Origin of the sequence: Anaerococcus tetradius ATCC 35098 (assembly GCF_000159095.1) — a bacterium.
Classification (GTDB): Bacteria; Bacillota; Clostridia; order Tissierellales; family Peptoniphilaceae; genus Anaerococcus; species Anaerococcus tetradius.
In genome coordinates, this window is sequence record NZ_GG666295.1 from 451,306 (window position 1) to 463,746 (window position 12,441).

Annotated in this window: 11 protein-coding genes; 4 read left to right on the forward strand and 7 right to left on the reverse strand. The window is 34.7% G+C overall.

Going from position 1 to position 12,441, the window contains the following annotated elements:
* The 4 genes from HMPREF0077_RS02300 to lepB all read right to left on the reverse strand — a co-directional run bounded on the left by HMPREF0077_RS02300 (position 1) and on the right by lepB (position 3,814).
* Complete coding sequence (locus HMPREF0077_RS02300) at positions 1-738, reverse strand: ferredoxin reductase domain-containing protein (RefSeq protein ID WP_004836300.1); 738 nt, start codon at positions 736-738, stop codon at positions 1-3.
* Between the two features lie 63 nt (positions 739-801).
* On the reverse strand, positions 802-1,374 hold the full coding sequence (locus HMPREF0077_RS02305; RefSeq protein WP_004836301.1) for a uracil-DNA glycosylase family protein: 573 nt from the start codon (positions 1,372-1,374) through the stop codon (positions 802-804).
* A 37-nt stretch (positions 1,375-1,411) separates the two neighbouring features.
* Entirely contained in the window at positions 1,412-3,220 is a 1,809-nt protein-coding gene (gene lepA / locus HMPREF0077_RS02310; RefSeq protein ID WP_004836302.1) for a translation elongation factor 4, read from the reverse strand.
* 9 nt (positions 3,221-3,229) lie between these two features.
* A complete protein-coding gene (gene lepB / locus HMPREF0077_RS02315; RefSeq protein WP_004836303.1) occupies positions 3,230-3,814 on the reverse strand; it encodes a signal peptidase I in 585 nt (194 codons plus the stop codon).
* Between the two features lie 152 nt (positions 3,815-3,966).
* On the opposite strand from lepB, the gene rpsT reads away from it, so the two are divergent.
* A complete protein-coding gene (gene rpsT, locus HMPREF0077_RS02320) occupies positions 3,967-4,233 on the forward strand; it encodes a 30S ribosomal protein S20 (protein WP_040349253.1) in 267 nt (88 codons plus the stop codon).
* A 61-nt stretch (positions 4,234-4,294) separates the two neighbouring features.
* Here rpsT and holA read toward each other — a convergent pair whose 3' ends face one another.
* Complete coding sequence (gene holA, locus HMPREF0077_RS02325) at positions 4,295-5,308, reverse strand: DNA polymerase III subunit delta (RefSeq protein WP_004836306.1); 1,014 nt, start codon at positions 5,306-5,308, stop codon at positions 4,295-4,297.
* Entirely contained in the window at positions 5,305-7,476 is a 2,172-nt protein-coding gene (locus tag HMPREF0077_RS02330; RefSeq protein ID WP_004836307.1) for a DNA internalization-related competence protein ComEC/Rec2, read from the reverse strand. Before HMPREF0077_RS02330 ends, holA begins: the two co-directional genes overlap by 4 nt.
* Positions 7,477-7,527: 51 nt before the next feature.
* On the opposite strand from HMPREF0077_RS02330, the gene HMPREF0077_RS02335 reads away from it, so the two are divergent.
* From HMPREF0077_RS02335 to HMPREF0077_RS02345, 3 genes are all read left to right on the forward strand, one after another.
* The gene (locus HMPREF0077_RS02335) at positions 7,528-8,139 is read left to right on the forward strand and encodes an alanyl-tRNA editing protein (protein ID WP_004836309.1); all 612 of its coding nucleotides are present in this window, start codon (positions 7,528-7,530) and stop codon (positions 8,137-8,139) included.
* A 196-nt stretch (positions 8,140-8,335) separates the two neighbouring features.
* Positions 8,336-10,075 carry an ABC transporter ATP-binding protein gene (locus HMPREF0077_RS02340; RefSeq protein ID WP_004836310.1) on the forward strand — a complete coding sequence of 580 codons (1,740 nt, stop codon included), beginning with the start codon at positions 8,336-8,338 and terminating at the stop codon, positions 10,073-10,075.
* Positions 10,072-11,832 (forward strand): ABC transporter ATP-binding protein, encoded by a 1,761-nt coding sequence (locus HMPREF0077_RS02345; RefSeq protein ID WP_004836312.1) that lies wholly within the window; start codon positions 10,072-10,074, stop codon positions 11,830-11,832. Before HMPREF0077_RS02340 ends, HMPREF0077_RS02345 begins: the two co-directional genes overlap by 4 nt.
* A gap of 163 nt (positions 11,833-11,995) precedes the next feature.
* On the opposite strand, the gene HMPREF0077_RS10745 is transcribed toward HMPREF0077_RS02345, so the two are convergent.
* On the reverse strand, positions 11,996-12,441 hold a 446-nt coding region (locus HMPREF0077_RS10745; protein WP_004836313.1), incomplete at its 5' end, for a hypothetical protein.

Below are 12,441 nucleotides of genomic sequence, written 5' to 3' on the forward strand. Positions count from 1 at the left end.
TTACAAAAATACATGCTTACTAGCTGCCATAAACATACTAGCTCTTTTCTTATCATTCAAATCAATCATTATATCTTTATCGCTTACTCCAAGTTCTCTTAGAATTACAATATTATCAAGAAGGAACTCATTGCTTCCTACTACATAAAATATAGAATCTTTAACATCCATTTTTCTTAATATTTCGAAGAAATTCGCTCTTGAGTCCACCCAGATTTGCCTAAAAATCTTATCATCTACTGTCGAAATCTCAGACTCAAAGAGGTGATTGTCCTTTCTAGCTACATTGATACTTACAAGCTCAGCAATACCACTTGGGTCTTTCTTAAACTTATTTATAAGAGGTCTCATAGTAGATAGACCAATACCCATAGATAAAAGAACAATTTTTTTATTCTCCCTCCTGAGCTTCATATGGCACTTAATCTTGAAAAATTCAAGGTAATCGCCAACTTTCTTTTCCAAAAGAGCCTTTTTAAAGTCGGACTTCCTTATAGAAAACTTGGTTGTAAAGTTTACTGTATCCTCATCGCTTAGGGTATTGATGCTTAGGTGGTGGATTAGTTTCTTGTTAAGCTCTCCCTTGTCATTAAAACCTGGAATCGCTAGATGAAAACTTGATCCTTCCTGCCAAGTTAGGCCTTCTGGTTTTTCCAAAGTATAAGTCTTCACATTCTTAAACTCATCTTTTATATCTAAAATTTTAACTTTATATATCTTATAGTCGGTATTTTCCATAAATCCTCCTTGCTGATAATTATTATCAATATTATCTCTATACCCAATTTTGCCAAGAATAATTTAGAGAATTTTTTTAATAATAATTTTAAGTGCAGGAAGGACTTCCTCTTCAAAGAAGGAATTTTTCGCCATCCACCTATTATTGAGGCTACTTGGATGAACTATAGGGAAATATTCTGGCAGATATTGTTTGTAAGCTCTCACTGTTTCTGTTAAGTTCTTTTTGAATTTTTCTTTGAGATAAAATCTCTGTGAGTAAGCTCCTATCAAAATCGTAAGTTTTATATTATTAAGCTCATCTAACAAATAAGGATGATATTCTCTCGCTATGAATCTTCTCGGAGCCTTATCTCCTGCTTTGCCCTTACCTGGATAATAGAAATCCATAGGCAAGATTGAAATCTCAGGCCCATGGAGCCTCTTCATATCAATTCCTAGCCAATCGACTAACCTTTCTCCACTCTTATCATCAAATAAAATACCTGTTTGTTCAACCTTTAGTCCTGGAGCTTGACCAATAATTAGAAGCTTGGATTGTTTGTGAACTTGAAAAATAGGATCAATAGCTCTTAGACTATAGGATTTATTTCTTTCATCTTTTCTTAACTTTTCTTTTATCTCTTCTACTTTCATAAAAATACCTTAAAGAAAAAGCAACCCAAAGGATTGCTTATTCATCATCAAGTTTAAGTACAGCTAGGAAGGCATCTTGTGGAACTTCCACATTTCCTAATTGACGCATTCTCTTCTTGCCCTCTTTTTGCTTTTCGAGGAGTTTCTTCTTTCTTGAAATATCCCCTCCATAGCACTTGGCAATAACGTCCTTTCTAAGAGCTTTAACTGTTTCTCTTGCTATAATTTTGCCACCGATAGCAGCTTGGATTGGAACTGCGAATTGTTGTCTAGGAATTTCATCCTTGAGCTTTTCAACTATTCCCCTGCCCCTTGCATAGGCATTATCCCTGTGAACTATAAGAGATAGGGCATCTACGCTTTGATCATTAATAAGAATATCTAATTTAACTAGGTCTGATTTCTGATAACCGATTAGCTCGTAGTCAAGCGAAGCGTAGCCCTTGCTCCTTGATTTAAGAGAATCGAAGAAGTTATAGATAACTTCATTGAGGGGAACCTTGTACTTAATAGATACCCTATTCTCATCAATATAAGTCATATCCATAAGCTCACCTCTCCTAGATTGGGCAAGATCCATTACTTGACCTATATACTCCTTTGGTGTTATTACCTCAGATCTTGTTATAGGCTCCTCGATATACTCTATCTCTGTTGGGTCTGGGAAGTCATTTGGATTTTGTAGCTTTAAAACTTTATCCTTGCCCTTTAGCTTTACATCGTAAATAACTGATGGAGCTGTTGCGATTATATCTAGGTCATATTCCCTTTCTAGCCTTTGGGTTATGATATCCATATGAAGAAGTCCCAAAAATCCTGCCCTAAGACCAACCCCCAAGGCTTGAGAATTTTCTTGCTCAAAGACAAGGGCTGCGTCATTTACTTGAAGCTTTTCAAGTGAATCACGAAGTTTATCAAAACTTTCTCCTTCAGCAGGATAGATACCAGAATAAACCATAGGAAGAACTTCCTTGTAGCCTGATAGAGGCTTATCTGTTGGGTTTTCTACACTTGTTATAGTATCACCGACTCTTGCATCCTTTACTTCCTTAATGCTCGCTTCAATAAAACCAACATCACCACTTCTTAATTCCTTAGTAGCGATTCTTTTTTTCATAGTATAGCCGACAGTATTTACTTCATACTTCTTGCCTGTATTCATCATAACTATCTCATCGCCAGGCCTTACTACCCCCTCAAAGACCCTTACATAACAAACAACTCCTACATAAGAATCATAATAAGAATCAAATATCAAAGCCTTGAGGGGCTTATCATCATGATCTTCTGGTGCAGGAACATTTGCTACTATATCCTCTAGGACATCTTCAATATTTAGACCTGTTTTGGCAGAAATTTGTGGAGCAGTTGAGCAGTCAAGACCGATTTCATTTTCAATCTCGTTTCTAACCTCATCTACCCTTGCTGATGGTAGGTCAATTTTATTTAATACTGGAAGGATTTCAAGGTCCTGATCTAGGGCTAGATAAGTATTGGCAAGAGTTTGTGCTTCAACACCCTGACTTGCATCGACTACAAGGATTGCTCCCTCGCAAGCCTTTAGAGATCTTGACACTTCATAGTTAAAGTCCACATGGCCAGGAGTATCTATGAGATTTAGGTCATAGACCCTTCCGTCCTTGGCCTTGTATTGAATTTTGATAGACTTTAATTTTATAGTTATTCCTCTTTCTTGCTCAAGTTCCATATCATCAAGCATTTGGCTAGACATCTCCCTTTCAGAAAGATTCTCACTTTTTTCTATAAGTCTATCTGCCAAAGTGCTCTTGCCATGGTCTATATGAGCAATTATAGAGAAATTTCTAATATTTTCTTTTTTCTTCATACAACTCCTTTAATTGTTTTGGTCTGGATATGGCTTGTGATCTATTAGGCCGACCCTAGCTATAGGGTAGAACCTAACAAAGGCGTGTCCTACCAAGCTTTCACCATAGATAGGCCCGAAACTTCTAGAATCATTGCTTGCTCCAGGAATCCTATTATCTCCCATAACAAAATATTGATCAGCTCCCAAAGTCCATTCTGTAACTTCGCTATTAGGCTCAGTTTGTGGGATAGAAGTATAATTTTCCTGAAGTTGTTTATCATTCACAAAAACTTTTCCATCCTTTAGCTTAATAGTATCGCCTTCTTCTCCGATAATTCTTTTTACATATAATCTTCCTGGATGGTCAGGGGCTTTAAGGATTACTATATCTCCCTTATTATAACCACGGAATCTACTTCCTATTTTATCTACTAGAAGTATATCTCCATCGTGGAGGGTGTTTTGCATGGATTTGCCTGAAACTTTTGTCGCATCCACTATGAACATCTTTACAAGTATTGTAATAATCAAGGCTATAGCAATAGTCTTAACCCAATCCCAGATTACATAAAGAATGCTATCTTTTTTTGAATTTTTATTATTTTCACTCATATAAACCTCTCATTTCTTATTAAATTATATACTATATTTTGATTTCTTCCAAATAAATAAAGAGTTTTTTAAAATAATGCTTGTTTAATTTCTCTATTTATGGTAAAATGTATCAGTCGAACAAAAATGTTCGGGAAAGAGGTGAAAGCATAATGGCAAATATTAAATCTAGTAAAAAAAGAATCGACATCGCTAGAAGAAATACTGAAAGAAATAAATCTAGAAAAAGCGAGATCAAGACTCTTATCAAAAAGTTTGATGCTGCTATAGAAGAAAAAGACCTTGAAAAAGCTACTTCTTACTTCAAGAAAGCTGACAAGAGATTAAAGCAAGCTGAAGCTAAAAATGTTGTCCACAAAAACAAAGTTGCTAGAACAACATCAAGACTAGCTAAGGCTCTTAACGAAATTAACGCATAATATAAATGAGTGAATATCAGTATCGGATCCTCACATATGTCTACTGATAATCACTCATTTTTTATTTTGTAAATTTTCCTATTAGAATAGTTAGGGCAAGGTCCATATCAAAAACCCCGCTTTTTTGCCTAAAATCCATTTCAAAAAGGTAGTCGTGGAGCTTATATAAATCATCTTCAGTGAAGTTTCCCACAAAAGCCTTTAACTTCCTAAGTTCAAAGGGAGAAATCCCCAAGCTTTTGCCTATAAAAGAATCATTAAATCCCCTCTTGGTCAAAGTTTTTATTCCTATCATATTCCTAACTTGCCTAACTATCATGTGATAGATCATAAATAGGTCCTCGCCTGAATTTTTCATCTGATAATAAGTCTCTATGGACTTAGCCTTGTTTTTGCTAGCTAGGGCATCAGTTAGATTGAAAATGTTAATATTTAAAATCTCATCAAGTTGCTCTTTTACATCATCGCTTGTTACCAATTCCCTATCAGAATTGGCTATTATTTTTTCTATAGTATTAACAACATCGTATAATTTTATCTCACTATCCTTATTTAGGTAAGAAAATCTGTCTATAATATCATCAATCAAGGAGTTTTTAATCTTCTTATTAGCCCTATTAAATCTCTTACCTACAAAAGAAACTAGTTGTTTCCTATTTAATCTTTCAATCTTTACAAGGCGGTCTTTCTTTAAAAGCTCCTTATAGAACTTTCCCTTGAAGACTGCCTTGTCTGGAAAGATAAACATAATTGCATAAGAAGGAAAATCCTTGAAGTCTTCCAACAAGCTATCTAAAATTTCCTTATAATTTTTAATAGCAGTCTTTGATAGGTCGATATTTCTCCAAAGAATTAACTTCCTATCTTCCATTACAGGATAGGTTTCTATGGAATTTTTGATATCCTCATAACTTGCAGGCCCCTTAATATCAATAAAGTTAAAGTCCTTGATACTTACAAGCTTACTTGCATCTTCTATAATTAAATCCGAAAGATATTCTTCTTCGGAGTCAAATAGGTAGACCCCCTCCAAGTCCCCTCCTATAAATTTTTTCATAAATTCCATATAATTCATCTAAAATATCCTCCTTTAAGGAATTTCTCAACCTTAAACCCATGGCTAAAGTCCATCTTGACCAAGCCATCTGTCTGTGTATTATAAATTTTTCTGTCATAGACATTTTCCAAGACCTCCTTGTTAGGATGGCCATAGGAGTTGTTTCTTCCAGCTGAAATCAAAACAATCTTCGGATTTACTTTTTCTATAAAGGCCCTCGAAGACGAAGTCTTAGAGCCATGGTGGGAAAGCTTCAATATATCGGCCCTTGTATCTAATTTATCTTCAAACTCTCCCGGCAAATCGCCCATACTTAAAATTTTGATTCCCCTTATGTCAATCAAAAGTCCCAAAGAATTTGCATTTTCGCTAGACTCATCACCATCGAATATACAATCAAATAAAACAGAATTCAATTTAAGTCGGTCGCCCTTCTTTAGGATTTTAACTTTGTATTTCTTTAGACCTTCATAATTTAATTGGTCGGTAAAAATATGCTCAACCTTGAAATTATCACATACCATATCCAAGTTTCCCACATGGTCCTTATCCTCGTGAGTTATAAAGATTGCCTTGATTTTTCTAATACCCAAGCTTTTTAGATAGGGTATTAAGATTTTCTCTCCAGAATCATATATCTTATCCTTAGGGCCACCCACATCAATTAGATAATAATTAGTCCCATCTTTAATCATGAAGGCATCTCCCTGACCTATATCAATCATCTGATAGGAAAGCTCCCTCGATTCATTGATAAGAGAAGCTAAAATAAGGCTAGCCGATAGCAAGAATATATTAGCCTTTTTCTTTAAGTCCCTTTTGTTGGTATTCAAAAGAAAAATTATAAGCAAAAAAGCGTAGATTGCAAGTATCATGCTAGGCTTTGCAAAGTCAAACTTAAAGAGGCTTATCTTATTTAGAAGAATTGTAATATTTAGGAGAGAATTGACCAAAAAGTCCAAAATCCCAAAAAACATTCCCAAAATCTTTCCTAAAAGCGGATAGAAAAATACCAAGGCAAAGATTATATACATAGCCAGGGTAAAAATCGGTAGGATGAGGAAGTTTGCCAAGATACTCAAGAGATTAATCCTTCCATAATAAAAAATTATAAAGGGACTAAGGCCTAGCTGGATGGATACAGTAAAGGCAAGGCTATCTCTAGTGTAAGATTTTCTTTTGCTCCTAAACTTTGGATAGATAAGATAAACCCCAAATGATGCTGCAAAGCTTAGGATGAAGCCAGCATTGAAGAGAGCAAAGGGATTTACCAGTAGGATTAAAGAACTTAAAAATAGAAGGGCCTTTATCTTATCGAAGGGTTTTTTAAGTAAAAATGCCATAAAGCCAATGAGATTAAGACCTATAACCCTAAGGATGGAAAAGGGAAAAGCTATGAGATATCCATAACAAAAAGCTAGACCTAGGGCTAGGGCATAGCCGTACTTATAATTTATATTTAAGCGATTACAGACAAAGAGAATAAATGCCACAAGTAGGTCCATATGAAGGCCTGATACTGCTAGGATATGGCTAAGACCCAAGTCTTTGATGTCGGTATTTTCTATGAGATTTTCACCAAGAAGAACTGATATGACAAAGTCACTTGCCCTCTTAGTTAGATTCTTTTCAAATATCCTGTGGATATAAGTATAAAAAGAATTTCTAAGCCCAAGAAAGAAATGACCTCCCCTATAAAGTCTTTTGGGAGCTTTAATTTCTACTTGCGAAAAAATTTTCTTGCTAGCTAGATACTTCCTATAAGAAAAAAGATTAGGGTTGGTGTTAGTCCTAGGCTCTTTTATTTTGATATCTGAATAAAAATCATCCCCAATATGTAAGTCCTTGTTGGTAAACAAAACGCTCTTAGCAGAAAATTTCCCCTTATTTATCCTCACAAAATACCTAAAACTGTCATCTTCCTTCCTCTTTTCGAGAATTGTTAGATGGCACTTATCAATCTTTTTACAAGTTATCCTTTCTTTCTTCAAACTTATAGAAGAAATGCTAAAGCATAGAATTAGGCCTACAAAGAAATATCCTAGTGAAGATTTCTTATAAGAGGCAAAACAAGCAGGAATTGAGCCTAACAATAAAACAATAAATATAGGTAAATTTTCATAAGTTATGAAAAGGCCTGCCCCAGCTAATAGGCCCATCAAAAATAAAAATAAGTTTTTTCTCATAAATTCCTCTTTTTTATTATATCATATGATATAATAAAAGAGAGGTTTAAAATGACTAAAATTTATGAACAATTTCCAGAAATTACAAATATAAGAGCAAATGTCTTATCCAGAAAATTTGTCAACAATAACACCTACCTAATCCTAGATAAAACTATAGTCATCCCTAAAAACGATTTACTAATAGCTGATGAGGGTTTTATATCCGGCCACAAAATTTTAGAAGTTGAAGAAAAAAAGGACAATCTAGTCCACCTTATCGAAGGCAAAGAAAACCGAAAAGAAGTTATTATAGATATAGATAAGGAAATAAGACACCATAATCTAGCCTATGCCACAAGCTTTTGTCTCTTCAAAATCTTCTATCAGACCTATTATTCTTCTGAGAAAATAAGCTTTTTTCTAGAAGATAACCATGGCAAGATTTTAATAGAAAACCCAGCTAGCGACTTTAACGAAAAATTGCTAGAAGATTTGGTAAAATATGCCATAGATAAGGGACTTAGACTTAACAAGGATAAGGGGATAGTCGAGCTTAGGGCCATAGGAAAAACTATCAACAATCTTATAGCCTATGATAAGACCTACAAGATTAAATCCTTTGATATAAAGGCGTCCTACTTTGAAAACAAGACTAAATATATAATCTTTACAGCAGGCTAAAAAGCACTTAGACAAAAATCTAGGTGCTTTTATTTCTTGCAGAGGATAATTTATTATGCTAAAATGAAAACATATTAACAGAAAGGAGCATAGAAAAATGATCATAGTAGAAAGAAAAGATTTTAAAAGACTATAATAAGTAAGTATCATGGATACTCCTTGATCCTTACTAAAAACACAAGGAGAAAAATATTATATGCACGAATTGAAATTTTTAATTAAAAAGATGGCTCATTTGGAGCCAATCATGTTTTTACTAATCGCACTTTACGGTCTATTTGTAGGGATCAAGCCCTTCTTATGGATTATTTCACCTGCCTATATTTTAGAAAATTACCAGAAAAATCCTAAAATTTTTCCAGTATTTTTCCTAGGCTTATTTTTTATTTCTTCATTAATCAGCTTTTTTGATGCCTTTGTCATGGGCAATTACAGGATGAGGATGAACCACGTCCGTTATAAGCTAATGAATATGATTACAGAGTATTCACTCTATCTACCCTACGCCAAGAAAAAGGAAAAGTCAGAATCCGAAAAAATAAGTGATGCCATGAAGGCTGTAGAATCGCCTTGGCTCGGAGCTGGTGGCATAATGATGGATTTGCCAAATGTTTTTGCCATGGTAATTTCTATCGGTGGTTTTTTGTGGATATTTACATCTATGGACCTATGGGTTCTTGCTACAACCATTATCCTAAGCATAATTTCCTGGTTGCTTTTAAACCAAGTTACAAAATCATATAATAACTATTGGGGCGATATGAGTCCAAATTGGGATAAGTTCACCAAACTCAATAACGAAATGAAATCTCCCCTATCTAAGCAAGATATTTTGATTTTCGATACCATAAGGATATTTAAGTCCTATTATGGAAAAACTAATAAGGATAGGATAAATCGCCTAGAAGGAGTCAATACTAAGACTTTAAGACTTTTCACTCTGGCAAATGTTTTTAACCTAATTAGGGATGGACTTATTATCTATTGGCTAATGACAGGTCTTGTCGCTGGAAGGATTTCTCTAGCAAATTTTTATGTCTATTTTACGGCAATCTTTGCTTTTATTGCCTTTAACCACGAGACCATGTGGTTTTTTTCTGATATCAGGAGAAACTTCACCATGTTTAAGCCATTTTTTAAGATTACAGATGTCTATAAGGATGAAAAACAAGAAATTTATCTAGAACAAGTAGAAATCGTCCTTGACAATGTTTCTTTCAAATATCCAGGTACAGATGACTATGTTCTTAAAGACATAAATCTAAGGATAAAAGACTCAGAAACCATCGCCCTTGTAGGAGAAAATGGTGCAGGCAAATCTACCCTCGCCCTCCTTCTCGCAGGTCTGTACGAACCAACAGAAGGCAAAATTCTTATAAATGGAGAAGATATAAAGGATTCTCAGATAGACTATAAAAAGCTAATCTCAGCAGTATTTCAAGATTCAAATCTTTTGCCCTTTTCCTTTAAAGAAAATATCCTAATGACGACTTGGGATAGAAACATAGATGATATCTACAAAATGACCCACCTTGATGAAATTATAAATAAATACGAGAAAAAAGATAAGCAAACTCTTTTAAGAATTTTAGACAATGACGGGGTCGACTTGTCTGGGGGTCAAAAGCAAAGGCTATTTTTAGCTCGTGCTATTGCAAAATCTAAGGCCAAACTTTTAATCCTAGATGAGCCAACAGCCCAACTTGATGCCCTAAATGAAAGAGAGCTTTATATGCTATATGATGATTTGACAAAAGATAAGTCTTCGATTTTTATCTCCCACAGGCTGGCATCGACTAAGTTTTGTGATAGGATAATTTATCTTAAAGACGGGAAGATTCTCGCAAATGGGACTCATGATGAATTAATGAAGGCGTGCGAAGATTATAAAGACCTCTATAAGCTCCAGGCAAAAAATTACAAGGAGGTCCTATGAAAAATATAATAAAACTTTTTAAAGAAATAGACAAGATTCATAAAGCTTTCACCCTTAGGGTAATTATCACAAACCTTGTTCTGGGATTATTGCCACTTATAAATATTTTTGCTCCAAAACTAATAATAGATGAGCTTATGGGAGCTAAAAGAATTTCCTACTGCCTAGGTTTTGGTCTTTTGCTTATAGGTCTAGGTTTTTTCAAAGAAGTAACCCATAGATGGCTAAACAATTATCTAACTCTCACCTTTGGAGATATGTCAGATAAACTTACTTTCAAGATTGCAAAAAAATCCCTAAGGCTACCCATAGAAAAATCCGACTCCAAGGAAATCCAGGATATGATGGAACAAGCCCACTATGCAGTTTGGGAAATGTTCACCCTCTATGACATAATAGTTTTGGTAATATCAGCAGTTATTACTGGAATTTTATCTTTGGGAATATTGGTAAAATTAAATCCAGCCATCATTATTCTTTTAGTTTTACTAGTTTTGATCAATAAAAAAATAGTAACATTAATTAAAGAAAATGAATTAAAATACCAGGAAAATAATATTTCTGATATGAGGTCTTATAGGTTTTTTGCTAACTTTGCAGCAGATCTAAGATATTTTAAAGATTTAGAAATCTATGACGGTCAGGACCTGGTTTTAGAAAAAGCAGAATACTACCAACAAGAAATGATTGATTCTTCAACCGACTACTTCAATAAAAACGGAATCTACACTGGAATAATGAATGTGAGCGCTAATGGCTCGATTATCCTAACTTTAATTTACCTCACCTACAAACTAATCGATAAGACAATTAGCCTTGCAAACTTTACCATGTATTTTTCCTCCCTAATCCAAGTAATAAATGCAACCAACCTAATCCAGCAAAACTACGCCAAGGTTATTTCTGTAAATGCTCAATTAGAAGTATTTTTTAACTTCCTTGAAATGGAAGAAGGCCTCCTTGATAAGGGAGAAATCACCGATTTTGATACAAATGAGATTAGGATTAGATTTGAAAATGTATCATTTAAGTATCCAGCAAGTGAATCTTACGTCCTAAAGGACGCTTCATTTGAGATAGGAAATGGAGAAACCATAGCCCTAGTAGGCAAAAATGGAGCTGGTAAATCTACCATAGTCAAGCTCTTGTGCAAGTTTTACGAACCAACAGAGGGAGCCATCTACCTAAATGATATAGATATAGCTAAGATTTCGACAAAGAAATACTATGAGATTCTTTCACCTACCTTCCAGGACTTTAGGCTCTTTCCCTTTAGGATTAGCGAAAATATCACAAGTAAACTAAAGGATGATATAGGAAAAGACGACTACAAAAAAATGGATACGGACTTTGACCTTCTTAATCTATCAAACTGGGTTGATAAGCAAGTAGAAAAGGAAGATACTTTCCTAACTTATCTTTTCTCAGATAAGTCTGTCGAGCCATCAGGTGGTATTGGTCAAAAACTTGCCCTTGCCCGATCAATCTTCCATGAGGGGAAATTTTTCATAATGGATGAACCAACCAGCGCCCTAGACCCAAGAAGTGAAGAGGAAATCTTTGAAAATATGCTAAAAATCTCCAAAGGTCAAACTTCCCTCTTCATCTCCCACAGGCTATCATCTACCAAGTATGCAGATAGGATTATAGTTTGTGATGATGGGAAAATCACTGAAAATGGTAGCCACGAGGAGCTTATGAAGGAAGATGGACTCTACAAGGAGATGTTCGAAAGTCAGGCTAGTTTGTATGCCTAGATGAAATTTACGGCAAAGACTTAAAAATTCCATATAAAGGCACAAAAAGAGGTCAGCTTAACTGACCTCTAATTTTTTTACTCTTCGTCTTCTTTTTTAGATTTAAGAAGTGAAAGACCTGCGCCTGCTGAAATTAATGCTAGGAGTGGAGATACGAGTGCTTCTACACCTGTCTTAACATTAGGGTTGGCGTTTTTATTAGCACTTGCTTCTGCCTTATTTGCTTTTTTATCAGCACTTGCTTCTGCCTTATTCGCTTTTTTATTAGCTTCTGCTTTAGGAGCTTCTTTTGGAGTTTCTTTCTCTTTTGAGTTTCTTTCTCTTTTGGAGTTTCTTTCTCTTCTACTTTGCCAGCTTCTTTGGCTATCTTTTTGTAAACGTGAGCTGTGTCTCCATCTTTAGTTTTTACTGTTCCTACAAATTCATATCCTTCTGGATCTTTACCTTTTTCAACACTTCCATTCTTTGGATCCTTTAATTGATTTCCATTTTCATCTACCCAAATAGTTGTGTTATTTTCTATTGGCTTAGATGGTTGGTCTGGAATAGATGGGATTGATGGTGTTGGTGTTGGAGGAGTTTCTTCTTTCTTCTTGTAAATGTGTTTGA